The organism is Rhizobium sp. CB3060 (assembly GCF_025200735.1).
Lineage (GTDB): Bacteria > Pseudomonadota > Alphaproteobacteria > Rhizobiales > Rhizobiaceae > Rhizobium.
The window spans coordinates 444,634-468,547 of sequence record NZ_CP104158.1 but is presented as its reverse complement, the minus strand read 5'-3'; the positions used below and the strand labels follow the sequence as shown (position 1 = coordinate 468,547).

The window sequence follows — 23,914 nt, the reverse complement described above, 5'->3', positions numbered from 1 at the left end:
ACTCAGGCAACCGCCGACAGCTTGGCCTGATCGCCCTGCAGCCGGTTGATCATGAAATTCGAGTACCACTCGACGAACTGCATGACGCCGCCCTCGTGGAGTTCCGAATAGGGGCCGGGCTCATAGGCCGGCGAGCGTATACCGAAGGCATTTTCCTCGACGATGCGACGGTCCTGATCGTTGGTTTCCGTCCAGACATGGGTCAGTTCCTCGAGGTCATAGTCGACGCCCTCTACCGCATCCTTATGCACCAGCCATTTGGTGGTGACCGCGGTTTCCTCGGCGCTGATCGGCAGCACGCGGAAGGAAATGGCGTGGTCGCCGAGAAGATGGTTCCACGTTGTCGGGTAATGGAACAGGATCATCGCACCGATATTGTTGATGGTGACGTCAGGCGATAGCGGCCGCTTGACGGCGCGCCTGCCGGACATGGTGTAGCTTTCAGCCCCTTCGATCAGCGGCATGCGGGCGGCGCGGAACTGACCATCGGGTGCGATCTTGAATTGGCTCGGCAAGCCGGCGGCTTCGCAGCGCTGCCAGTGCTCAGTGATGAGGGGATCGTTCATCGCACCTTGTACACCCGTGATGGTCGGCGCTTCCGGGTAGGTACGGCAGAGCTCCGGATGATTGGCGGCGCAGTGATAGCACTCGCGATTGTTCTCCCATACCAGCTTCCAATTGCCCTTTTCGATAATGGTGCTCTGGAAGGCGACCTTCGTCTCGCCGATGCGATGCGGCGCCATGTAAGGCTCGATCGCGGCGCGGACCGGGGAGAAATCCGGGGCGTTTTTCGCCAGACAGATGAAGATGTAGCCGCCGACGCTCTCGCAGTGAACCGGCTTCAGGGAGAACTGGCTCTTGTCGAAATCCTCCGCCATCTGCCGGGCGAAGAGCAGCGAACCGTCGAGTTCGTAGGTCCACTGATGGTAAGGGCAGACAAGCTTGGCCGAAGAACCGCGCTCGGATGCGCAGACACGCGAGCCGCGGTGGCGACAACTATTGTGGAAGGCGCGGATGACCTGATCCCGGCCGCGGACGATAACGACGGGATAATCGCCGACCTGGACCGTGAAATAATTGCCGGCCCGCGGCACTTCGCAATCATGGCCGATGAACAGCCAGTCGCGATAGTAGATCATCTCCATGTCGAGCTTGAAATAATCGGGGTCGGTGTAGAAGGCCTGCTCCAGGCTGAAACCCTGGCGGCGGTTCTTCAATTGTCGCAAAACGTCGGTGCCGATATCCATGTGCCTATCCTCGTGCAATACCAGGCAGTAGGCAGAGGACATGCACCGGCCGGCCTTAAACAGCCCAACGCATTACCCCCCGACTGCCCGCCGCGGTCAGTGAAATCTGTCGTCCCCAAGGCTGGTTTCCGGGCTCTGGAGCGGTCCTCAAGAGGACCCCATGGCGCCTTCCCAGGTTGTTCTCGACCCAGTGGCTTTATCTGCCATGCCTCACTCCACCACCGTTGCGGGGGCAGCGCCGGATTTTGACCGGCTTCCCAATTCTCCGCCTCCCTAATAGACGGCACCTTGAGATTGAGGTCATCATAGCTCCCGCCTCACGCGTCGCTCTGCTGCAATGCGACATCGGCTTCGAAATTGGCGACAGGTGAGATGAAGCTTGGAAATGACGCGAATTTTGTCGCGATAATACGAACCAATTCAAACTATTAGCTCGGTCCCGGCAAGACGATCGTCCGTGTGAACCATTCTGCGCTCCATGACGCTTTATCTTGATTGCGACAGAGCGATGGGCGATGAATTTTAGGGACGATCTTGTCCGGCGGAGAGCGCCTTCAATGCCGCCATGGCACGCTCGGCATCGGCGATCGGCACGAAGATATGGTCATGATAATAGGCCGCAACGACATTGGCGCTGATGCCCTCGCTTCCGAGTGCCATAGCAAAGGCCGCCGTCAAGCCCACGGCCTCCAGCGAGGAATGGACGTCTAGGCTAATCATTCGCATGGCGGGTTCAGCCGGAAGCCCCGCCTGCCGGGCGGCCTCGATCGGAAGGATCAGCGTCATTCCCTCTTTTTCGTGGAACATTCCGATCGGCTTCAAATGGATATAGTCTGTCAGCATTGAAGGCGGCACGCAGCAAAAGACGAATTCGCCTTCAATGAGATTTGGCTTCATGCTCGCAATCAGCAGTTTGAGTTCGGTGATACCCGGCATGGCTCTGATCCTTCCAAACATCCCAGCGTGGCGCGCTTAAGCCCGGCTCAAGCTAGGCGATCTATTAACTGCTATCCATACCCATACCGAGAGTGCCGCCATGGCCAAGCTCAGATATTTCGACGCCAAGAAGCCCGCCGAACCGGAACCGGAATTGCCGGCGGCCTCCCATAGCGAATTCCTGCGCACCGGCCGCATCACCCGCGACAGGGCGCATTGGCTGGCCGAAGAGCGGCGCTATCTCAGCTATGAGGAAGTGGCCGAGCGCACGGCGAATAAGCTGCGGAATGCTGGCGAAAAGACCCACGATCGGCTGAACAGCTTTCACCAATCGATTCGTTTTCCGAAGCTGATCTTCCATCACACGCTGAAGGACACGCCGCATCTCGGTTATTGCCATGTCACTGCGGCGCGAACGCAATTTGCGCAGTATGAAGAGGTGAGCTGGGCCTTCTACATCGCCAACTTCTTTGCCCGCATCGGGCAGAACGACAATTTCTTCGAAAATATCAGCCTGAAATATTCGCGGATGTATTTTGCCGTCGCCGTCTTGCCGGATCAGGAATCGCCGGAAAAGAAACTGACGATCAACCGCGAGGTCCGAGGCAACGGCGTACTCTTCCACACACACGATCCGCAGATCGCCATCCGCAACGTGTTGCTGCTTGGCGCGCGCAACGAACAGCTCCGCGACATCATTCGCCAGCTTTGATCATTGATCCCCAAACTTGAAAAGCATAAGAACGGCCTGAACTACAACGGTCAGGCCATGGCGCGACACATAGACATTCTCCAGGATCCCGAAACGGCTATAGCTGCGGCGTCGGAAACGCTTGCCGAGGGGCTGCCGATCGGGTTGCCGACCGAGACGGTCTATGGGCTTGCCGCCGATGCCACCAATCCCGCTGCTATCACCCGCATCTATGAGACCAAGGGGCGGCCCCGCTTCAATCCGCTGATCTGCCACATGAGCGATCTCGCCATGGCGGAACGCCATGCGATCTTCGACCCGATCTCGCGGAAGCTGGCCGAAGCCTTCTGGCCCGGTCCGTTGACCCTTGTGCTGCCGCTGCGGCCGGAAAGCGATATCCATCCGCTGGCGACCGCGGGGCTTGATACGATCGGCATCCGTGTGCCGCAGGGTTTTGCTGGCGAGCTGATCCGCGCCTTCGGCCGGCCGCTCGCCGCCCCCAGCGCCAATACGTCCGGCAAGATCAGCGCCACCAGCGCCGATCATGTTCATGACGATCTCGGCGAACGGATTACACTCATCCTCGATGCCGGCGCTTCGGTTGTCGGCGTTGAATCGACGATCGTCAAGGTTGAGGACGGGGAGATGCGCCTGCTGAGGCCGGGGGGCCTCGCGGCTGAGGAGATCGAGCGGATCGCAGGTCAGCCGCTCAAGCGCAAGAACGGCGCCTCGCCGGCCATTGAAGCGCCAGGCATGCTTGCCTCGCACTATGCGCCAGGTGCTGCGGTGCGGCTCGATGCGACTGCTGTTTTACCGGGCGAGGCGTTGATCCGTTTTGGGCGACCGGACATTGCCGGTGCGGAGAACGCGGCCATGGTGCTCGATCTCAGCCCATCCGGCGATCTTGCGGAAGCCGCCGCCAATCTGTTCGATTTCATGAAACGCGCCGATGGCAGCGGCGCGGCAATGATCGCCTTTTCCAGCATTCCCGACGAAGGCCTCGGCGAAGCCATCAACGACCGCCTGCGCCGCGCGGCCGCGCCCAGAGAGTAAATCCGGTCAAAGACACATCGGCAAAGGACACGCCATGAGCAGCTCCGCCCCCTCCTCCGCCCTTCTGGATCGCTTTGCCGCGATCGTCGGCGAAAAGCATGCCGTGCAGGACCCTGCGGAGATCGCACCGCATCTTATCGAAAATCGCGGGCTCTATCGCGGCGCATCGCCCCTGCTCCTGAAGCCGGGCTCGGTAGAAGAGGTTTCGGCAATCCTGAAGCTCGCCAGCGAGACCGGCACGGCCATCGTGCCGCAGACCGGTAATACCGGCCTTGTCGGTGGCCAGACACCACGCGAGGGCGGCTCTGACATCATCCTCTCATTGGAGCGCATGAACCGCATCCGCGACATCGATCCGGTCGGCAATACCATGATCGTCGATGGTGGTTGCATCCTGGCTGATGTGCAGAAAGCGGCGGAAGAGCATGGCCGCATGTTTCCGCTGTCGCTCGGCTCCGAGGGCTCCTGCCGCATCGCCGGCAATCTCTCCACCAATGCCGGCGGCACGGCCGTTCTTGCCTACGGCAATATGCGCCAGCTCTGCCTCGGCCTTGAAGTGGTGCTGCCGACCGGCGAAATCTGGAACGGTCTTCGGCGGCTGAAGAAGGACAATACCGGTTACGACCTGCGCGACCTCTTCATCGGCGCCGAGGGAACGCTCGGCGTTATCACCGGCGCGGTGCTGAAGCTTTTCCCGCAACCGCTTGGCCATCAGGTGGCTTTTGCCGGTATCCAATCGACCGAAGACGCACTGACACTGTTCAAGAATGCGGCCAGCCTCTGCGGCCCGGCGCTGACCGGCTTCGAGCTGATGCCGCGCATCGGCGTCGAGTTCACCGCTCGCCATATTCCGGGCGTGCGCGATCCGCTGGAAACAGTGCATCCCTGGTATGTGCTGATCGATATCTCCACATCGGATTCGGCCGAGACCGCCGAGAGGATGATGACGACGCTGCTGGAGCAAGGTTACGAGGCCGGCCTGATTCAGGATGCGACCATCGCCAATTCCGAGGCGCAGCGAAAGGCGCTGTGGCACATGCGCGAGAGCATGTCGGACGCGCAGAAGCCGGAGGGCGGCTCGATCAAACACGACGTCTCCGTGCCGGTCGCGCAGATCCCGAAATTCATGCACGAGGCGGAGAAGGCAGTGATGGCCGCCATGCCCGGCGCCCGCATCTGCGCTTTCGGCCATATGGGCGACGGCAATATCCACTACAACATCTCGCAGCCCGTGGGAGCGGACAAGGCGGAGTTCATCGGCCGCTGGCGCGAAATGAACAAGATCGTGCACGGGCTGGTGCTGCAACATGGCGGCTCGATCTCCGCCGAACACGGCATCGGGCAATTGAAGCGCGACGAACTGGCTTCGATCCGCCCTGAAATCGAGATGGATCTGATGCGCCGGATTAAGACGGCGTTCGACCCGGCAGGGATCATGAATCCGGGAAAAGTCCTCAAGATCTGAGAGCCGGTTGGCTGCCTTAAACGGGTAGCAACACGCTATGGAAGGGTTCGGCATGGGCGACAAACGCGTATATGTGACGTCAGTCAGCAGCAGCGGCGTGCATAGTTTCAGCAAGCAGAACAAGGATCACATTCAACTGCTGACGGGGCTCGGCGTGGAAGGCGACGCGCATATGGGGGTGACGGTAAAGCATCGCTCGCGCGTCGCGGTCGATCCGACGCAACCCAATCTGCGTCAAGTGCATATTATCCACGAGGAGCTGTTCGACGAACTCACAGAAAAGGGATTCTCTGTTGCTCCGGGCGACATGGGCGAGAATATAGCGACCCGAGGGATCGACCTACTTTCCCTGCCTCAAGGGGCGCGCCTGCATATCGGCGAGGAAGCGATCGTGGAAGTGACTGGGCTTCGCAACCCGTGCAAGCAAATCGACGATTTCCAGAAGGGCCTGCTGCATGCGGTGCTCGATAAAGATGCCGATGGAGGTCTGATCCGCAAGGCTGGCATCATGGGTATCGTCTCGCAGGGTGGCCGCGTGCAACCCGATGACGCCATCCGCGTCGAGCTGCCGCCGCTGCCGCATATCAAGCTCGAGCGCGTCTGATAAAAAAGAAGCGGCCTTCCGTTGGAAAGCCGCCTCGTTATGCCGCTCTCATGTCGCGCTAGCCTTGCAGCCTGCTTGATCAATCGAAATCGTCTTGGCCCGAATTGCCGCCGCCATTGCGGTTGCCCGAGATGATCTCACGCTTGCCGACATGGTTGGCGGGGCCGACCAGACCGTCCTTTTCCATGCGCTCGACGAGCGAGGCAGCGCGGTTATAGCCGATGCCGAGGCGGCGCTGGATGTAGGAGGTCGAGCACTTCTTGTCGCGCATGACCACCTTGATCGCCTGTTCGTAGAGATCGTCGCCGTCTTCCGAGGCGATGGCGCCCTTGTCGAAGACAGCCGTGTCTTCTTCCTCGTCGTCTTCTTCCTCGTCGGCGGTGACCGTATCGAGATATTCCGGCCGCCCTTGAGTCTTCAGATGTGCGACGACCTTTTCGACCTCTTCATCCGAAACGAAGGGACCATGGACGCGCGAGATGCGCCCGCCGCCGGCCATATGCAGCATGTCGCCCTGGCCGAGGAGCTGCTCAGCGCCCTGCTCGCCGAGGATGGTGCGGCTGTCGATCTTCGAGGTCACCTGGAAGGAGATGCGGGTCGGGAAGTTTGCCTTGATCGTACCGGTGATGACATCGACCGAGGGACGTTGCGTCGCCATGATTAGGTGGATGCCTGCGGCGCGCGCCATCTGCGCCAGACGCTGGATCGCGCCTTCGATTTCCTTGCCGGCAACCATCATCAGGTCGGCCATTTCGTCGACGATGACGACGATATAGGGCATCGGCGTCAGGTCCATTTCCTGCTGTTCTTCGATCGGGGCACCCGTGCCCTTGTCGAAGCCGGTCTGGACCATGACATGGATCGTCTCGCCCTTTTCACGGGCGGAAGCGACGCGGCTGTTATAGCCGTCGATATTGCGCACGCCGAGGCGCGACATCTTGCGATAGCGATCCTCCATCTCGCGCACAGCCCATTTCAGCGCCATGACGGCCTTCTTGGGATCGGTAACGACCGGGGTCAGCAGATGCGGGATGCCGTCATAGACGGAGAGTTCGAGCATCTTCGGATCGACCATGATCAGGCGGCATTGCTCCGGCGTCATACGATAGAGCAGCGACAGGATCATCGTGTTGATGGCGACCGACTTGCCCGAACCGGTGGTGCCGGCGACGAGCAGATGCGGCATCTTGGCGAGTTCGGCAATGACAGGCTCGCCGCCGATCGTCTTGCCGAGGCCAAGCGCCAGCTTGTAGCCACTCCTCTCGAAATCCGCGGACTCAATCATTTCGCGGAAATAGACGGTCTCCCGGGTGACGTTCGGCAGTTCGATGCCGATGACATTGCGACCGGGAACGACGGCGACGCGGGCTGACAGAGCCGACATCGAGCGAGCGATATCGTCGGCGAGATTGATGACGCGCGAGGATTTGACGCCGGGGGCCGGCTCGAATTCATAGAGCGTTACCACAGGACCTGGACGGACATGGATGATCTCGCCCTTGACGCCGAAGTCTTCGAGCACGCTTTCTAGAAGGCCGGCATTCTGCTCCAGCGTTTCCTGCGTCATGATCACGCCGGTCCGGGCGGCAGGCTCCTGCAGCAGTTCGCGGGGCGGGAGCTCATATTCACCCTCACCGCTGCGGGCGATCGGCCGCCATTCCGGAAGAGCCAAGGCATTAGCCCTGCGCGGTGTAATCTGCGGCGGCGGCGGATCGATCAGACGCTGTTTGGCAGCTTCGACGGCGGGAATGACCGGCTTTGCTTCAACCATGGGAGCGGCCGCAGCCGGCGCCGGCGTGCGAACCGGTATCGGCGCGACGACCATGACCGGAGCCGGAGAAGGCAGGCTCGGAGCCGCAGCCGGCTGAACCTCGACAATGGCCTCTGCCTCACCGGCAAATACTGCGGTGACGAAGGCGGGCGGGATGAACGCGACAGGTTCCGTCACCTTTGCGTCCGCTTCGACCGGCGCTGCGGCCTCGATCGAGGCCGGCACAAAGGGCGCCAGTACCGCAGCTTCGAGCGCGGCAAGCTCGTCCATCACGAATGCGCCGACCGGGGCCGGCTCCATAGCCGGAGCAGGTGCGGCGGAGGCAACGGCCGTTAAAATTTCGGTCTGTAGCGGTGAGTCTACGGCAGGCGACGGGCGGCGGCATTCGACGACGCGGAATTTCGCGACGATCGATTCGACCTCAGATTGGATCTCAGGAACGAGCATCGGCTGGACCGGCTTGCCCTTGATGGCGGAGAGGAATTCACCATCGAAGGGCATGGCGTCCCAGAAGGCGAAATCCGAGAGATGGGCAAGCCGCGATTCGACCACAGGCGCGGCGACTGATTCTTCAACTTTCGGCAGCGACGAGGAGGCATCCAGCGCGATCGCGGGAGCTCTATGGAATGCGGTAGCGATGACGGTCATCTCCAATGCGTCCGGCTGCATCGCCGGAGATTTCTGAATTACGGTAGGCTTGAAGGTCTCACCCACGAACGGCATGTCTTCCCATGGCGGCAGTTGGAATTCTGCCGACTGGTCCATCTGCGGACGATCGATAGAGCCATGTGATTCGGGCACCGGCGGCTCAATGACGCGCATTGCGGCGTGGTTGACGGCCGCGGGCGCCGAGGTGGGCGCAGGTTCCACGGGCGGACGCCGGCTGATGATCTCGGTCTCGCGCGTGCGGGTGAAACGGACGTTCGGTCCCATCAGGAAGGCGTTTTGCCAGCCGGGCGAGGCAAGCTCCTCTGCGGAGATCCCGTGCGGCGTGACAGGCATGATGGGGCCGCTTGCCGCCGTGCTGGCTTGCAAGGCCTCCACGACAGGTTTTGGCGCGGCGGCGATTCGCAGGCGAGCTTCTTCGGCATGCCGCAATTCCTCGGCACGGCGCTGTTCTTCCGCGCGCCGCTTTGCTTCGCGCGCATTGCGGATCTTTTCTTCCAGGAATGCGCGGCGGGCAGCGATCTGCTCGGCCCGGCGGGCCTCTTCTGCGACCTGCTCCGGGTCCGGCTCACCCTCCTGCTGGAAGCCGGTTGCCGCATTCGAAATGTTCGTTCGAGAAAGACGCATGAGACCTGCAACCCAGTCATTGATATTGCCGATGGCTTCTCAAATCGAATAGGGCAAGGACGGTTAATAAGTTCCTTCTTATCGGCCTCGAACGCACTTATTCCGCGTCTCCAGAACCCGAGGGCGACCCATACCGGCACGGCTGCAACAGGTATGCCGACGGCTTTCGCGCCGCACATCGAAGCGGCGCGAGGCATCAATTTTGGCGCTGTTCGTTATTTATTGGAAAGCTGGGCGATCGAAAGCAGCGTATCGGCACTGATGCCGACGCTCGAGGAACCCGACAGAATCGATAGGGCGGGCGATGTCGACGAAGTGGTGTTGTTCTCGATATCGTACATGGCGGAGAACCGCTGCAGAAGCTTGTTGACCTTGTCCGGGTCCTGCAGGTCGGTGACATCAAGATAGCTGCCCAACACCTTGGCCTGCTGATCGACATCCATCGAGGAGATCGAGCTCGGCAGGTTAAAGGTCGTCGTCATGACCGAATAGAGCGCGCTATCGCCCATGATGTCGTAGATGGAATGGATGTCGGGCGCCTTACGCTGGAAATAAAGCGCCAGGCGAACACCAGGATTGGTCTCTCCCTGTTGATCCTCGAGGGTCTGATGCAGGAAGAGGTCGTTCGTCTGAGAGATCGCGCCTTGGTTTTGCGCCGTACCCTGTTTCGCGTCCGTCAGGTTTCCATCCGTGTCGAAGTTGAACGCCTCGACAATGCTCTTGAACTGAGCGCCATCATCCGTGTTGACGAAGCTCTTGGAGTCAGTCGTATCGGAGGCGAAGGCCTTCTTCAGCGTGGCGGTGGTGACCTTCTTCGGGTCGATGCCATTGGCAGTCAGGATGAAATCGGTAAGCTTGCTGTCAGCGAGAAGGTCACTGACACTGGTGATCTTAACGATATTGGTCGCGAAATAGGTAGCGGCATCCTTGGCGTCGCTGGTGGCCTTCGTGAGCTGAGCGCCCGTCAGTCCGGCCCGCTTGTCGCTGGAATATTCGGAAATGTAATTATTAATCTGCGTCTCCGACAGAGCCTGGACCGGCTGCTTCAGCTTGCCATCGCTGCCGAAGTTGAAGGCCTTGGCGAGATCGGTGAAACGCGTGTCCTTGAGCGAGTTGACATAGCTCTTCGAATCATAGGGATCGCTTTCAAGAACCTTCTTCATCTGCGTCTTCGACATCTCGTCCGAGCTGATGCCGTAAGCGCGCAGCGCCATTTGGTAGAGCTCGGGAAGATCGTCATTGGAATCGTCGCTGTCGGCGGTCGCATTGGTGGCGAAGAAGTCGTCAATATCCTTCACGCTGGCGATGCGGGTCTTGTAATTGTTGACCGCATCCGTGGTGAGCGACGTCTGCGACGTCGCGTAATTACTCATATAGCCGGTCGATGCCGCATTGATCTCGGCCTGAGACTGCGCCACGTCGCCGGACGCCAGCGTACCATCCGACTGAAAGTTGAACGCCGCAACAACGTCGGTGAGGCCAAAAATGGAGGCCGTCTTGGAGTCGGCGAACGCGTTTTTGAATACGATAGCGGGGGTGCTCGCATCGATCCCGTAGGCTGTCTTGACGTAATCGAAAAGCCGGGTGTCCGAGGTCAGTTCATCGACCGAAGTGATGGAACCGATGTGATCCTTGTAATAAAGATCGTTATCGGTAGCGCCGACCTCGGTCGTGTATGAGGGAACGGTGGAATTGTAGGCGCTCATGACCTCGGCCGTCTGGCCGAGCGTCTGCGGACCGCCCGGATAGTTGGTTGCGTAGGCGGCCGTCGTCGTGCTGAGCTGAGTGGAGGACTGCGCTTGCGAACCGCTGGCAACCGTGCCGTCGGCCTGGAAATTGAACTGCGCCATCACATCGGTGAGCCCGTTCGTCTTGGCAACACCCGCATCCTCGGCCGAGGCATTGAATTGGTCAGCGGTGATGTAGGTTGGGATGTCGAAAGCGATTTTGACATAGTCGAACAGCTTGGGATTGGAGGTAAGCTGGTCGACGGAGGTGATCGAGCTGATCTGGTTCTGATAGTAGGTCGTATCGGCGTCCGCCGTCGACGTCTTCACGCTTCCGTCGGAATTGAAATTGAATTCCGCGACGAGCGCCTTGTCGGCAGCGCTGCCGTTCTGATTCACAAAGCTGGTCGAATCGCTGACATCACTCGTCAGCATCTTTTTCAGAGTTGAATTCGACACGTAGGTCGGATCGATCCCGTAGGCCTGCAGCACGTAATTGCGCAAGCGCGTATTGCTAAGGAGATCGTCGACGGTTTTAACGCTGCTAATGTTCTGGCTGTAATAATTGGTTTCAGTCTCGGCGTTGGTTTCCTCAGTCGTAAAGGACTGCTGATAAAGACCGACCAGATCGCCTTCCTGTTCACTGGTTTGCGCCGTCGTATCGCTGCTCGTGCCGAAATTGAACGCGGCGGCGAATTCCTTGTAGCGCGAATCCGTCAGCTTGTTCGCGAAACTAGTGGAGTCGCTGAGGTCGCTGGTCAGCACCTGTTTCATAAAGGCCTTGGCATAGGTCATGTCCGAAAGGCCGTAAGCTTCCATAGCGTAGCTATAGAGCTGATAGTCGTTCATGAAATCGTCGACGCTGGTGACTTTGCCAATATTGGCATTGTAATAGTCGATCGCACGCTTGTTCTGCGTCTGCGATGCCACCTGATTGAGGGTCGTCGCCATGCTTCGGGTCGCGATCGAATAGCCAAGATAGGTGGATATCATCAGCGGGCGTCCAATAAATCTCTAATATATAGCGGCGAATCTATCGGCATTCTCGCAGATAAACCTTACCTGAGACTTACAATACTTCGGCCGCCGCGTGCACCAAATCGGCACGACCGGTTGCGCGCTCCCATTCACGTTATGGAAACCCTGATGCATTCGACTTTGCTAACCATTTGAGGACGCAAAGTTTTCTTAACCGCGATTTTTAAGCTGTCTGGAAGGGGGGCCGCCTAATCTGCACCCAACGAGAGGACATGACGTTCTCCGTAAGAAGACCGGAAAACCGGCTCTCAGGTAAAGCAAGGGTAGAGATTAGATGACAAATACCGTCCTGAAGCCCGATTGGGCTGGAACCACACTGCGGCTGGATCCGACGCGCTTTCCGCAACAGGTCAGCTATGCCATGCGGGGTGCCGCGGGTGATGTCACCATCACGATCGACGAACGCGGCGCGGTGCTGCGCAAGATCTTGCCGTCCAGTGGCCTGCCGCTGTCGGTCGCATTGCCGAAGCGTGCCTTCAAGGGCGTTGCCGCCCGCGCCATCGACCATGGCGACGGCGAAGTCACGGTGACGCTGGAATTGCATCATGAGGATCCCGATCTCTGCATCCCCCTCCTCGTCGCCCATGATTTGAGCGACATCGCCGCCGACTGGCGCTCCTGGTCGGAAGCCTTCCGCATTCCGATGATGATGATCGAAGCCGACGGCGTCGCCCGTCCGCTGGAAGAGCATCTGGGCGGCGTCGCCACCCGCGACATCCAGCCCCGTCGCCGCCACTCCTATTTCGCCAATCGCCGCCCGCGCTTCCTCGTGCGCCGCTCGACCGGCAAGCTCGGCGTCAAGATGAAGATCGAAGGCCGCGAGATTATCGCGCGAAAGTAAATCTTCTATCGATAACCTCTCGCATCGAAGCCCGGCCTCTCAGCGCCGGGCTTTGTCGTTTTCACGGGACGAGGAACAAGAACGACAGGAAAAGACCAGCAAAGACGATCAGGCCGACCCGATTGTTGGACTTGAACAGGGCAAGGCACTGCGCGCCATCGTTGATATCAAGCACGGCGATTTGATAGGCGAACATGCAGCCGGCGACGATCAGGCCGAGATAGGCAAGCCAGCCTGCTCCCGCCAAGGCGAAGGACACCAGCATCAGAAACAATGTCGCGCCATAAAGGCCGATCAGCCAGAGGCGGGTCTGATCACCGAAAAGCCGCGCGGTGGAGCGCACGCCGATCAGCTCGTCATCCTCCTTGTCCTGATGCGCGTAGATCGTGTCATAACCGATCGTCCAGAGGATGGAGGCGGCATAGAGCATGATCGGGGCAAAGGACAGGCTGCCGAAGAGGCCGGCCCACCCCATGAGAGCGCCCCAGGAGAAGGCGAGGCCGAGGAAGAATTGCGGCCAATCGGTAAAACGCTTTGCAAAGGGATAAAGCGCGACGACGGCTAGCGACAGGATGCCGAGAACGACGGCGAACCAATTGAATTGCAGCAGCACCAGCAGGCCGACCAGAGCCTGCAGCGCAATGAACATCTTGGCCTGCCAGCGCGTCACCCGGCCGGACGGCAGCGGACGTGAGCGCGTGCGGGCCACTTCCATGTCGATCTCATGATCGACCAGATCATTATAGGTGCAACCGGCGCCGCGCATGGCGACGGCGCCGATGAAATAGAGGATGAGGTGGTAGATCAGCAGAAAGCCGGGCGAAGGCTGGCCCGCCGCCACGGCGGCATTGGCCGCCAACGCGGCCGACCAAAAGCAGGGCCACATCAGGAGCTGCCAGCCGATCGGCCTGTCCCAGCGCGCGAGCTGCGCATAGGGCCAAAGCGCCGCAGGCAGGATGCGATAAACCCAGTTGCCGGATGATGCGTCTGCGACGCGCCCGTTAATGTCGCCTGTCTTTTGCATAGACGACTAGTAGTGACATCTGGCGGGCGCGGTCAAGCGGCAGGGCTGACGCCCCGCTCTTTTCAATTCAGCGTGAAATTGAACTTGTAGCTGGCGGAGACGCCGACCAGCAATTGGTTACGATCGCCGCGCTCGCGCACGAGGCTGCTGTCGGCAGCCGGACCGGTCAGGCGGGAATATTCGACGAAGGCGCTCGTGGTCCAGTTTTGGCTGGCCTTCCAGGTCAGCGCACCGCCAGCGCCGACGGACTTCACGCCGCCACCCGGATTATAGCGGCTGAGGCCGGAGGCTGCGGACTGCTTGGCGTTAACGCCATAGTAGGTGTCGAAATAATCTGGGGAAGCGAGCGTCATGCGCGGGCCGCCGGAAAGGCGCAGTTCCGGCGTGATGTCGGTGAAGGCGTCAATGGCAGCGTCGGCGACGACGCCGCTATGCGCGCGAATGCCCTGGCGGACTTCGACACGGGCGCGCAGCCAGTCGGTCGGATAGGCTTCGACGAAGCCGCCCACTTCGGCGCCCCACTTGACCTTCTTCAGGCCCTTCAGCTCGTGACCGTCGCTGGAATCCCGGCTCGGCACGAATTTGCCTACGATACCGGCGCGGATGCCGTCATTGTCGATGAACGCGAAAGAGGGATTATCGTTGCGCGAGGAGAAACGCGGGCCTGGGCCTTGCTTGCCGACGGAGATCAACGGCGCCCATTGCAGCTTGTTGTGTTTGCTGCCTTCGAATTTCGGCGCGGTGAAACCGGCTGCACCGACGCTTAGATACCAATCGCCCGACCAAAAGTGCTGACCGTCCCCGGCCGAAGCGGCGCCCGCAGAAACAGCGAACAGGCCGAAGGTGAAAAACAAACGCGATTTCACAAACACAATCAACTCCATAATACGCAATACAAAGGGCCATACACGCCCTTAGAGTTGCCGCAAATTATCCCGATCGCGTTACCGCTCTCTTAACCAAACGCGACTGAATTCGGGGGATAAGGCGAAACTTAAAAAGGCAATTTCACCGGCTCCGAGCCTGCGCCGATGTGTCGCGGTGATTTAATTCCGGCACAGGTTACTCAATCATTGGTATTGCCTACGCCGCTATTGGGATTCCGATATCGGCAATTCAAAAAGAGAGCGGAATGAATACTATATCTTTGATTTCTCTCAGTGCATTTCTCGGTATCGGCTTGACGCTTTCAGGCTGTGTCGGCACGCCAATCGATGGCACCAAGCAGAACCAATATTCCCACAGAGCGATCTCCGGCAAAAAGACCGCGCTTGGCATGGTCGCGTCCGTGAAGCGGGATTGTACGTTCGACGCCTACCCCTATACGGGGATCATCAAGCAACCTAGCCACGGCAAGGTCACTTTCGAACACGGCCCGGTTCGGGTTAAATACGATAAGGACAGTGACGCCTATGTCTGCAGCGGCAAGCCGGTCGAAGGTACGACGGTATATTACACGTCCGATCCTGGCTTCACCGGCACGGATCAGTTCGCCCTGCGCATGACCGTGTTGTATGCAAATAAAGTCAGCGACGAGAATCTGACTATTCAAGTGGTCAAATAAGGGACACGCCGCCCTGTCCGGATGGGCCAAAATCAAAACGCCGAGCCATGGCAATCCACGGCTCGGCGCAACCTCAACGGCGATATTTAGAACGTCACCTTTTCCAGCGGCGCACGGGTTGCCTCAAATAGCCTGAGCTTCGCTTCCCGCTCGGCAATGTAGTTGCGGTTATCAGGAACAGCGAACTGGTTCTTTGCAATCTGGATCTGCATGATGAAGAGTTCATCCCAGCGGAAGCCCATTTCCGAGCCGGCCAGATAGAATTCCCACATGCGGAAGAACTTCTCGTCATAGAGCGCGACAGCCTCGGCCTTGCGCGCCACGAAGCGATTGCGCCAATGCCGCAGCGTATGGGCATAATGCATCGGCAGGATTTCGACATCCTTGACCAGCAACCCGGCCTTTTCCAGCGGTGCCACGGTCTCTCCGACGGATGGAATATAGCCGCCAGGGAAAATATACTTCTCGATGAAGGCGTTCGTTCCAAAACTCGGCTTTGGACGGGCGATGGAGTGCAGCACCATGACGCCGTTGTCGTCGAGCAATTCGTGGACCTTGCGGAAGAACTTGCCATAGTCGCCGATGCCGACATGCTCGAACATGCCGACCGAGACGATGCGGTCGAATTTCCTGCCGGTCATATAACGGTAGTCCTGAAGCTCGAACCGCATGCGGTCGGACAGGCCGCGCTTGGCGGCACGATCGCGCGAAACTTTGAGCTGCTCTTCGCTGAGCGTGATCCCGGTGAAATCGAGGCCCGGATTGGCTTCGGCTAGATACATACCCATGCCGCCCCAGCCGGAGCCAATCTCCAGAACGCGCTGCCCTGGTTCGACCAGCAGCTTGGCGGCGATATGGCGCTTCTTGGCCACTTGGGCTTCGTCCAGGCTGATGCCAGGCGGCACGAAATAGGCGCAGGAATATTGCCAGTCCTCATCGAGGAAAAGATCAAACAGCTTGGCCGACAGATCATAGTGATGCGCAACATTGTATCTGTTGCGATTGATCGGCGAGCGGCTTTTGATCTGCTGCCAGGCAATGCGACCGATCAAGAGCGCCGCCATGCGCAGATCAAAGATTTCGTTGGTCGTATTCTGCTTCACCAGCGAGAGGAATTCATAGATATCCCCTTGCTCCAGAATGAAGCGGCCTTCCATGTACATTTCGCCGAGCTTCAAGGTCGGATCGCGGGCAATCGCGTCCTCAGCCTGTTGGTCGGCGACGCGGACGGCAACCGTCTCGCCGGACCCATCCCCGATCATATGCGTCTCGCCGGATGCGAGCGTAAGTCTCAGGGAGCCTTTACGGACGATTTTTTTAACAATCGAGAAGAGTGCCGACGCCATGGACGCCTCGCCTATGATGACATGACATTAGCACGGACTTTAACGCGTCACATCAATGTGGCAAGCGCACCTTTTCGCACTCGTTGGCACTCCGGCAACACTCTGCCAGAGTGTGACATTCTTGCACTGAGTCTCGCTAAGCCCTTATTTTCGCTTGAGTGCATCCGCCAGAGCGGCACCGAAGCTGCCGTGCTGCTCCGGCTTCGGGCCGCTATCACGCCTACCGCCAGCGTTGTGCCCCCCACTTTTTTCGCGCAATTGATGCTGAGGCGCCGCAGCCGCAGTGCTGCCATCCTTGCGCATGGAGAGGCCGATTCGTTTGCGCTTGACGTCTACCTCCACAACTTTCACTTTTACGACGTCGCCGGCCTTGACCACTTCATGTGGGTCCTTGACGAAACGGTCGGCGAGCTGCGAGACGTGGACAAGGCCATCCTGGTGGACACCGATATCGACAAAGGCGCCGAAGGCGGCGACGTTGGTTACTGTGCCCTCCAGCAGCATGCCGGGCTTGAGATCGCCTATCTCGTTGACCCCCTCGGCGAAGGTCGCCGTTTTGAAGCTCGGGCGCGGATCGCGGCCGGGCTTTTCCAGTTCCGCGATAATGTCGCGCACTGTCGGCAAACCGAATTTTTCGTCGATGAACTGGCGCGGATCGACCGCCTTCAGCGCAGCAGCATCACCCATCAGATTGCGCAGATCACGGCCGCATGCCGCCACGATCCGCTTCGCCACGCCATAGGCTTCCGGATGCACCGATGAGGCGTCGAGCGGCTCCTTGCCATCGGGAATGCGCAGGAAGCCAGCGCATTGCTCGAAGGTGCGCTGGCCGAGACGTGCGACCTTCAGGAGGTCGCGGCGGGTCTCGAAACGTCCCTCCCCGTCGCGATGCTTGACGATCGCGTCGGCAATGGACGGGCCTAGACCCGAGACGCGGGAGAGCAGTGGCGCGGAGGCCGTGTTGAGATCGACACCGACCGCGTTCACCGCATCTTCGACGACGGCATCGAGCGAGCGCGACAGCTTCTGCTGGTCGACATCGTGCTGATACTGGCCGACGCCGATCGATTTCGGCTCGATCTTGACGAGTTCGGCCAGCGGATCCTGAAGACGGCGGGCGATGGAGACGGCGCCGCGCAGCGATACGTCGAGACCGGGAAACTCCAGCGCCGCCGTTTCGGAAGCCGAATAGACGGAAGCGCCTGCCTCCGAAACAATCACCTTGGTCGGTTTCGGTGCCGGCAGATCCGCCAGCATGTCAGCCACCAGTTTCTCCGTCTCGCGGCTGCCAGTGCCGTTGCCGATTGCGATCAGCTCGACCTGGTGCTTGCGCACGAGCGCAGCCAACGTCGCCTGCGTGCCGCGCACATCGTTTTTTGGCGGGAAGGGATAGACCGTCGTCGTTTCCAGCAGCTTGCCCGTGCCGTCGACCACGGCAACCTTGACGCCGGTGCGGATGCCGGGATCGAGGCCCATGGTCGCACGCGATCCGGCCGGAGCCGCGAGCAAAAGATCCTTCAGATTGCGGGCGAAGACGTGGATGGCCTCCTCTTCGGCGCGTTCACGCAGCTCTCGCATCAGGTCGAGCGACAGCGACATGGAGAGCTTGACCCGCCAGGTCCAGCTTGCCACCTCCATCAGCCAGCGGTCGCCGGGCTTGCTCGTGCCGATCTCATAAGCCGTCGCGATCATCCGCTCTACCGGCTTGTTCGGCGAGACCGCATCGACGTCGACCTCGATGGTCAGCGTCAGCATCTCCTCATTCCAGCCGCGCAGCATGGCAAGCGCGCGATGGCCGGGAGCGGTTGCCCAACGTTCCTGATGATCGAAATAATCGGCGAATTTCGCACCCGCCTCCTGCTTGCCGTCAACGACCCTCGCTTTCAGCAATGCATTCGTTTTCATATAGGTGCGCAGCTTGCCGAGCAGATCGGCATTTTCGGCAATGCCTTCGGCGATGATGTCGCGCGCCCCTTCGAGCGCCGTCTTCACGTCGGGTACGTCAGCGGTGATGAAACCCTCGGCAAGGGAAGCCGGCTCCCTGGAGCGATCGGCAACAATGGTATCGGCAAGTGGGCCAAGGCCGCGCTCCCTGGCGATTTCGGCACGGGTGCGGCGCTTAGGCTTATAGGGCAGATAAAGATCTTCCAACTCAGCCTTGGTGGCGACCACGGCGATCTTGCGCATCAGCTCGTCGGTCATCTTGCCCTGACCGGTAATCGACTCGACGATAGCCGCCCGGCGGGCTTCCAGCTCGCGCAGATAGACGAGGCGCTCCGCCAGCGTGCGCAACTGACCGTCATCAAGACCGCCAGTCACCTCCTTGCGATAGCGAGCAATAAAGGGCACCGTGGCGCCTTCGTCGAGAAGCTCGATCGCGGCCTTGGCCTGATCCGCACGCGAATTGATTTCAGTGGCGATGGTTGCGGCAAGGGAGCGGATGTCGGCGGCCATAGGATTCTCTGAACTGAACAAGGGTGAGGAGACCATAAGCATGATCCCGAAAAGTACGAAGCGGTTTTCGGATCAGATAGTGCCGATCCAAGCAACGAAAGCGGACCGACGATTCGAAAACCGACGTCTCGCATTAGCGACATAAAAAGGCGTTGCAATGTTGTAGCCTGCGCCTCCACAGGATTTGCCGCTTGACCTTTGGTCCAGCGGCCCTTAACCGCGCAAATGGACGCAAGAAAAGGGCAAGCCATGAAAGTTCTGTTGATCGGATCGGGCGGACGCGAGCATGCGCTCGCCTGGAAACTGGCGCAATCGCCGCTGATGACGGAATTCTACGCCGCGCCGGGCAATCCCGGCATTGCCGACCATGCCACACTTGCCGCCATCGATATCGAAGCCCATGGTGCGATCGTCGCCTTCTGTAAGGAAAAAGCCATCGACTTCGTCGTCGTCGGCCCGGAAGCGCCGCTGGTTGCCGGGCTTGCCGACCGCTTGCACGCAGAAGGCATCGCCGTGTTCGGTCCATCCGCCGCAGCCGCGCAGTTGGAAGGCTCCAAGGGGTTCACCAAGGATATCTGCGCCCGCTACGATATCCCGACCGGCGCCTATCAGCGTTTCAACAATGCGCCAAAGGCGAAAGCCTATATTCGTGCGCAGGGCGCGCCGATCGTCGTCAAGGCAGATGGGCTCGCCGCCGGCAAGGGTGTCACCGTTGCCATGACGGTCGAGGAAGCGCTCGCCGCGATTGACGACTGCTTCGAAGGCGCATTCGGCGCGGCCGGAGCCGAGGTCGTGATCGAAGCCTATCTCGACGGCGAGGAGGCGAGCTTCTTCTGCCTTTGCGACGGCAAGCATGCGCTGGCTCTTGCTACCGCCCAGGACCACAAGCGCGTCGGCGACGGCGATACCGGCCCGAATACCGGCGGCATGGGCGCCTATTCCCCCGCTCCGGTCATGACATCGGAAATGGTCGAGCGCACGATGAAGGAAATCATCGAACCGACGATCCGCGGCATGGCGGAAAGCGGCCATCCCTTCTCCGGCGTCTTCTTCGCCGGGCTGATGATTACCGCCAAGGGGCCGGAATTGATCGAATACAACGTTCGCTTCGGCGATCCGGAGTGTCAGGTGCTGATGATGCGGCTGAAGAGCGATCTGCTGCCGCTGCTTCTCGCCTGCGCCAACGGCACGCTGGATCAGGTCAGCGCCGAGTGGAGCGACGATGTGGCGCTGACCGTTGTCATGGCCTCGAAAGGCTATCCCGGCTCCTACGCGAAGAATACGCCGATAGCTGCCCTGCCCGCCGACAGCGAAGGCGCCAAGGTGTTCCATGCCGGCACAGCGCTGAAGGATGGCGCGCTGGTCGCGACCGGCGGTCGGGTGCTGAACATCACAGCGACCGGCAACTCCGTCAGCGACGCGCAAAAGCGCGCCTATGCCCTTGCTGGCGAGGTGCAATGGGAGAATGGTTTTAACCGCAGCGACATTGGCTGGCGCGCGATCGAACGCGAAAATATTTGAGGCGAAAACCGCCAGCCTGTGCCGATTTCTGCGGTTCCGCTAAACTTTTATCGAATCTCCTGACAGGATGGAAACAAAGGGACGCTAATCTCTCCAACATGTAAGACGGAGTGGTTTTGTTATGCGTCCCTTTTTCCTGACTTTGGCATGTGTGCTGGCCGCCGGCTCGGCCATGGCTTCGTCGATCCAGCCCATCGACAGCAAGACGGAAACCGGCGGCGATAGCATCATCGACAGGGTCTGCGCAGATTGCCCGGCGATCAAGCCGCCAATGGTCAAGAAGGACTATGTGGTGCCGGACCTGGCGCCGGGCACGCAGTCCGTCGTCGTGCGCGACATCGATGGCCAGAGGAAGGTGGTGCGCACCGAGGCCTGGATGGGCGGCTCACCGGTCGTCTTCATTTCGAAACCGACGCCCGAGGCGCTGGCGGCCGCCAATGTTCCGATCGACGGCATCGACCTCACCGCAAAAACCGCTGCTTTGCCCCAATCCGCCAAAGCGAAGACACCCCCGCCACTCGATCTCTCCGGCTTTGAACTTCGCCAGTAACAATAGCTGTTCGACCCCGTTCCCTGCCCCGCCCCGGCCAAAGTTTCGGTCGACGGGGTCTGCCGCAAGGCGGACCAATGCGCCCCTGAAGAGAAGCAGGGGCGCATTTGTTTTGCATAGCAAACTACAGAATTTTTCCCGTCCGCTCCGGATAGTCTTGAAAGCGAGCCTAGTATTATTTATTGCGAGGCAACAAAGTTTACCTCGAGAGTTTTTTAATTTCCGATCACGCTGTTTTGATTAAATCTTTATTAGATATAAAGCGCCACTTTGCTTGCACCGGACAGCAGCATGTCATTTCGAGCAGCGGCAAGCGTATTGGGGTTTCTCCCAGGCGATCGCACAGGCGGTAGGATACCGCGCCGGTATTCATCCTACCCTGTTGCGAGGCATTATGAAGAATCTCAAGATCGCCCATCAACTCTTCGCCCTTCTGGGCGTGCTTATGGCAGCTTTTGCCGTGGCGACCTATTTCGAGATCCGGTCGCAGGCGGACTCGATCTATGACGACCGTTTCGATATGCTCCGCACGCAGGTCGAGTCCGGCATTTCGGTTCTGAATCAATATTATCAGCGCGAAAAATCCGGTGAGATGACACATGAGGCCGCCCAGGCCGAAGCCTTCAAGCTCCTCTCGCATGTCAGCTTCCAACCGGCGGGCTATCTCTTCGGCTTCGACTACAGCGCCACTATGCGCTTTCATCCCAACCCAGCCAATGTCGGCAAGGATATGTCCGGCCAGGTCGACAAGAACGGCACGCATTTCAGCAAGGAAATGGTCGAAAAGGGCATCAAGGGCGGCGGCCGCACCGTTTATTACTGGGTCAAGCCCGGTCATCCTGACAGCGAGCTTTTCCTGAAGGGCAGCTATTCCGCCGCCTTTGCACCATGGCAGATCGTTCTCGGCTGCGGCGTCTATATGGACGACCTCGAAGGCCAGATCCACGCGGCAATGTGGCGCGCGCTGCTGATCTGCGGCATCGTCTTTCTCGTCGGCATTGGTGCTGCGTTCTACTTCATTCGCGGCATCACCAAGCCATTGGCCGATGTCCATACCGCTCTCAAGGCCGTGGCTGATGATGACGTGAAAATCATCATTCCTCACGCCGAGATGCGCAACGAAATCGGCCTGATGGCGCAGGCGACCCGGTCGCTGCAGGAGAAGGTCCGCGAACGTCACGCCCTGGCGGATCGTCAGGCCGCGCAGGAGCTGGAAATCAGCAGTGAGCGCGAACAGAACCTTCGCCAGCAGCAGGACGAGGCCCAGGAACAGGCCCGCGTCGTCGCCACCATCGGCAGGGCGCTCGAAGAGCTTGCCCAGGGCGATCTGACCGTGCGCTGCGGTGATATCGGCATCGGCTATGCCGGCCTGCGCAACAACTTCAACGAGGCGCTGTCGCATTTGGAAGCCGCCATGGGCCGCGTCAATGCCAAGGGCAACGACATCGGCGTCAGCAAGGAAGAGATCCGCCGCGCCTCCAACGAGCTTTCGCAGCGCACCGAACGCCAGGCCGCCAGCCTGGAAGAAACCTCGGCTGCCCTTGACGAGCTTACCGTTGCCGTGCGCCAGACTGCCGAGGGCGCGCATGAGGCCAGCAAACGCGTGCATGCCGTCTCGACCGAGGCATCGCGCAGCGACGCCGTCGTCGCCCAGGCGATCGATGCCATGAGCGGTATCGAAAAATCATCCGAAGAGATCAGCAAGATCATCGGCGTCATCGACGAGATCGCCTTCCAGACCAACCTTCTGGCGCTGAATGCCGGCGTCGAGGCGGCCCGCGCTGGTGAATCCGGCAAGGGCTTTGCCGTCGTCGCCCAGGAAGTGCGCGAACTGGCGCAGCGCTCCGCCGCTGCCGCCAAGGAGATCAAGGACCAGATCGCCCGCTCTTCCGGCCAGGTCGACCAGGGTGTCCGCCTTGTCGGCGAGGCCGGCGAAGCGCTGAAACGCATCTCCGACCAGATCAAGGCCGCCAACGAGATCGTCTCGAAGATCGCCCACAGCGCCTCCGAGCAGGATACGACGCTACGCTCGATCTCGTCTTCTATGAACCAGCTCGATGCCGCCACTCAGCAGAACGCCGCCATGGCGGAAGAAACGACGGCATCGGCCGAAACGCTCGCCGCCGACACCGAGGATCTGCTCGGCCTCATCCGCGGCTTCCGCGTCAACGACGGCCGGCCGCTGGCACAACAAAACCGCCGCGCCGCTTAAACTATAACGTAACAGCATCATGAACCGCCGGGCACAAACCCGGCGGTTTTTCTTATGGGGATGTCGAAGGCTTCAGTCGGCCGCAGCAAGCCGCTCGATCAGACGGTCAATCTCACCGCCGGAATAAACCTCGATACCGGCTTGCTTCAGTAGCGCAGCCGTAACGCCATTGCCCGCATGCCGGCCGCCGGAGAAGGTGCCATCATAGATGAAGCCTGAGCCGCAGGACGGGCTTCCGTCGATCAGGAGAGCGTAGCGGCAGCCGGTTTCTTGTGCGAGCGCCAGAGCATTTTCGGCCGCCTGACGAAATTCCGCCGTGACATCGCCGCCGGTGATCTCCATCACGCGTGCAGCGCCGGCAAGCACATCCTCGCCGGTCGCACCATCGGCAATTTCGGCCGGCGGTCGCGGCACGACCATGCCGGCGGACATTTCCGGACAGATCGTCACCAGCCGCCCCTCCTCGCGCCAACGCTCGATGGCCGGATGCACGAGCGGCTTGGAACGGCCGTCGTAACGGACGGCATGGCCCATGAGGCAGGCGCTAACGAGGATCTTTCCGGTCATCGCGCCTCCA

18 protein-coding genes and 1 riboswitch are annotated in these 23,914 nt (G+C 60.0%); of the genes, 9 read left to right on the top strand and 9 right to left on the bottom strand.

Features of this window, described 5'->3' with window-relative positions; translation table 11 throughout:
• Nucleotides 1-2: 2 nt before the first annotated feature.
• Together N2601_RS02250 and N2601_RS02245 are read right to left on the bottom strand one after the other, a co-directional pair.
• Nucleotides 3-1,247 carry an aromatic ring-hydroxylating oxygenase subunit alpha gene (locus tag N2601_RS02250; protein ID WP_104822196.1) on the bottom strand — a complete coding sequence of 415 codons (1,245 nt, stop codon included), beginning with the start codon at nt 1,245-1,247 and terminating at the stop codon, nt 3-5.
• Nucleotides 1,248-1,349: 102 nt separating this feature from the next.
• Nucleotides 1,350-1,553: riboswitch (cobalamin riboswitch) on the bottom strand.
• A 216-nt stretch (nt 1,554-1,769) separates the two neighbouring features.
• The gene (locus N2601_RS02245; RefSeq protein WP_104822195.1) at nt 1,770-2,183 is read right to left on the bottom strand and encodes an ACT domain-containing protein; all 414 of its coding nucleotides are present in this window, start codon (nt 2,181-2,183) and stop codon (nt 1,770-1,772) included.
• Nucleotides 2,184-2,283: 100 nt separating this feature from the next.
• Here N2601_RS02245 and N2601_RS02240 point away from each other — a divergent pair, with 100 nt between their 5' ends.
• Genes N2601_RS02240 through N2601_RS02225 form a run of 4 tightly spaced genes read left to right on the top strand, consistent with a single transcriptional unit; the run spans nt 2,284 to nt 5,996 of the window.
• Nucleotides 2,284-2,895, top strand: a complete 612-nt coding sequence (locus N2601_RS02240) for a DUF6656 family protein (RefSeq protein ID WP_104822194.1) — start codon at nt 2,284-2,286, stop codon at nt 2,893-2,895.
• 57 nt (nt 2,896-2,952) lie between these two features.
• Entirely contained in the window at nt 2,953-3,927 is a 975-nt protein-coding gene (locus tag N2601_RS02235) for an L-threonylcarbamoyladenylate synthase (RefSeq protein ID WP_104824999.1), read from the top strand.
• Between the two features lie 34 nt (nt 3,928-3,961).
• Complete coding sequence (locus N2601_RS02230) at nt 3,962-5,392, top strand: FAD-binding oxidoreductase (RefSeq protein ID WP_104822193.1); 1,431 nt, start codon at nt 3,962-3,964, stop codon at nt 5,390-5,392.
• 52 nt (nt 5,393-5,444) lie between these two features.
• Entirely contained in the window at nt 5,445-5,996 is a 552-nt protein-coding gene (locus tag N2601_RS02225) for an MOSC domain-containing protein (protein WP_104822192.1), read from the top strand.
• Between the two features lie 79 nt (nt 5,997-6,075).
• Here the strand turns inward: N2601_RS02225 and N2601_RS02220 are convergent, their stop codons facing one another.
• Both N2601_RS02220 and N2601_RS02215 read right to left on the bottom strand, forming a co-directional pair.
• The gene (locus N2601_RS02220; protein WP_104822191.1) at nt 6,076-9,060 is read right to left on the bottom strand and encodes a DNA translocase FtsK; all 2,985 of its coding nucleotides are present in this window, start codon (nt 9,058-9,060) and stop codon (nt 6,076-6,078) included.
• Between the two features lie 215 nt (nt 9,061-9,275).
• On the bottom strand, nt 9,276-11,780 hold the full coding sequence (locus N2601_RS02215; protein ID WP_260303385.1) for a DUF1217 domain-containing protein: 2,505 nt from the start codon (nt 11,778-11,780) through the stop codon (nt 9,276-9,278).
• 319 nt (nt 11,781-12,099) lie between these two features.
• On the opposite strand from N2601_RS02215, the gene N2601_RS02210 reads away from it, so the two are divergent.
• A complete protein-coding gene (locus tag N2601_RS02210; RefSeq protein ID WP_104822189.1) occupies nt 12,100-12,666 on the top strand; it encodes a DUF6101 family protein in 567 nt (188 codons plus the stop codon).
• 61 nt (nt 12,667-12,727) lie between these two features.
• Here N2601_RS02210 and ubiA read toward each other — a convergent pair whose 3' ends face one another.
• Both ubiA and N2601_RS02200 read right to left on the bottom strand, forming a co-directional pair.
• Nucleotides 12,728-13,690, bottom strand: coding sequence for a 4-hydroxybenzoate octaprenyltransferase (gene ubiA, locus N2601_RS02205; RefSeq protein ID WP_104822188.1), 963 nt, complete (start codon nt 13,688-13,690; stop codon nt 12,728-12,730).
• 62 nt (nt 13,691-13,752) lie between these two features.
• Nucleotides 13,753-14,562: a MipA/OmpV family protein gene (locus tag N2601_RS02200; protein ID WP_445944978.1), complete on the bottom strand. Its 810-nt coding sequence runs from the start codon at nt 14,560-14,562 to the stop codon at nt 13,753-13,755.
• 260 nt (nt 14,563-14,822) lie between these two features.
• Here N2601_RS02200 and N2601_RS02195 point away from each other — a divergent pair, with 260 nt between their 5' ends.
• Nucleotides 14,823-15,254, top strand: coding sequence for a hypothetical protein (locus N2601_RS02195; RefSeq protein ID WP_104822186.1), 432 nt, complete (start codon nt 14,823-14,825; stop codon nt 15,252-15,254).
• 86 nt (nt 15,255-15,340) lie between these two features.
• Here N2601_RS02195 and N2601_RS02190 read toward each other — a convergent pair whose 3' ends face one another.
• Entirely contained in the window at nt 15,341-16,600 is a 1,260-nt protein-coding gene (locus N2601_RS02190) for an SAM-dependent methyltransferase (RefSeq protein WP_104822185.1), read from the bottom strand.
• A gap of 144 nt (nt 16,601-16,744) precedes the next feature.
• Complete coding sequence (locus N2601_RS02185; RefSeq protein ID WP_104822184.1) at nt 16,745-19,054, bottom strand: Tex family protein; 2,310 nt, start codon at nt 19,052-19,054, stop codon at nt 16,745-16,747.
• 249 nt (nt 19,055-19,303) lie between these two features.
• On the opposite strand from N2601_RS02185, the gene purD reads away from it, so the two are divergent.
• From purD to N2601_RS02170, 3 genes are all read left to right on the top strand, one after another.
• Nucleotides 19,304-20,575, top strand: coding sequence for a phosphoribosylamine--glycine ligase (gene purD / locus N2601_RS02180; protein ID WP_104822183.1), 1,272 nt, complete (start codon nt 19,304-19,306; stop codon nt 20,573-20,575).
• Between the two features lie 121 nt (nt 20,576-20,696).
• Complete coding sequence (locus N2601_RS02175; protein ID WP_104822182.1) at nt 20,697-21,125, top strand: plant virulence effector HPE1-like domain-containing protein; 429 nt, start codon at nt 20,697-20,699, stop codon at nt 21,123-21,125.
• A 394-nt stretch (nt 21,126-21,519) separates the two neighbouring features.
• Nucleotides 21,520-23,337: a methyl-accepting chemotaxis protein gene (locus tag N2601_RS02170; protein WP_104822181.1), complete on the top strand. Its 1,818-nt coding sequence runs from the start codon at nt 21,520-21,522 to the stop codon at nt 23,335-23,337.
• Nucleotides 23,338-23,409: 72 nt separating this feature from the next.
• On the opposite strand, the gene N2601_RS02165 is transcribed toward N2601_RS02170, so the two are convergent.
• Nucleotides 23,410-23,904: a DUF523 domain-containing protein gene (locus N2601_RS02165; RefSeq protein WP_104822180.1), complete on the bottom strand. Its 495-nt coding sequence runs from the start codon at nt 23,902-23,904 to the stop codon at nt 23,410-23,412.
• Nucleotides 23,905-23,914: the final 10 nt, after the last annotated feature.

What these genes read in the sequence shown, in the direction of transcription:
- N2601_RS02195 (WP_104822186.1), top strand. Translation starts at nt 14,823, where the DNA reads ATGAATACTATATCTTTGATTTCTCTCAGTGCATTTCTCGGTATCGGC.
- N2601_RS02240 (WP_104822194.1), top strand. Translation starts at nt 2,284, where the DNA reads ATGGCCAAGCTCAGATATTTCGACGCCAAGAAGCCCGCCGAACCGGAA.
- N2601_RS02250 (WP_104822196.1), bottom strand. Translation starts at nt 1,247, where the DNA reads ATGGATATCGGCACCGACGTTTTGCGACAATTGAAGAACCGCCGCCAG.
- N2601_RS02230 (WP_104822193.1), top strand. Translation starts at nt 3,962, where the DNA reads ATGAGCAGCTCCGCCCCCTCCTCCGCCCTTCTGGATCGCTTTGCCGCG.
- N2601_RS02225 (WP_104822192.1), top strand. Translation starts at nt 5,445, where the DNA reads ATGGGCGACAAACGCGTATATGTGACGTCAGTCAGCAGCAGCGGCGTG.
- N2601_RS02235 (WP_104824999.1), top strand. Translation starts at nt 2,953, where the DNA reads ATGGCGCGACACATAGACATTCTCCAGGATCCCGAAACGGCTATAGCT.
- N2601_RS02170 (WP_104822181.1), top strand. Translation starts at nt 21,520, where the DNA reads ATGAAGAATCTCAAGATCGCCCATCAACTCTTCGCCCTTCTGGGCGTG.
- ubiA (WP_104822188.1), bottom strand. Translation starts at nt 13,690, where the DNA reads ATGCAAAAGACAGGCGACATTAACGGGCGCGTCGCAGACGCATCATCC.
- N2601_RS02220 (WP_104822191.1), bottom strand. Translation starts at nt 9,060, where the DNA reads ATGCGTCTTTCTCGAACGAACATTTCGAATGCGGCAACCGGCTTCCAG.
- N2601_RS02185 (WP_104822184.1), bottom strand. Translation starts at nt 19,054, where the DNA reads ATGGCCGCCGACATCCGCTCCCTTGCCGCAACCATCGCCACTGAAATC.
- N2601_RS02165 (WP_104822180.1), bottom strand. Translation starts at nt 23,904, where the DNA reads ATGACCGGAAAGATCCTCGTTAGCGCCTGCCTCATGGGCCATGCCGTC.
- N2601_RS02190 (WP_104822185.1), bottom strand. Translation starts at nt 16,600, where the DNA reads ATGGCGTCGGCACTCTTCTCGATTGTTAAAAAAATCGTCCGTAAAGGC.
- N2601_RS02215 (WP_260303385.1), bottom strand. Translation starts at nt 11,780, where the DNA reads ATGATATCCACCTATCTTGGCTATTCGATCGCGACCCGAAGCATGGCG.
- purD (WP_104822183.1), top strand. Translation starts at nt 19,304, where the DNA reads ATGAAAGTTCTGTTGATCGGATCGGGCGGACGCGAGCATGCGCTCGCC.
- N2601_RS02210 (WP_104822189.1), top strand. Translation starts at nt 12,100, where the DNA reads ATGACAAATACCGTCCTGAAGCCCGATTGGGCTGGAACCACACTGCGG.
- N2601_RS02175 (WP_104822182.1), top strand. Translation starts at nt 20,697, where the DNA reads ATGCGTCCCTTTTTCCTGACTTTGGCATGTGTGCTGGCCGCCGGCTCG.
- N2601_RS02245 (WP_104822195.1), bottom strand. Translation starts at nt 2,183, where the DNA reads ATGCCGGGTATCACCGAACTCAAACTGCTGATTGCGAGCATGAAGCCA.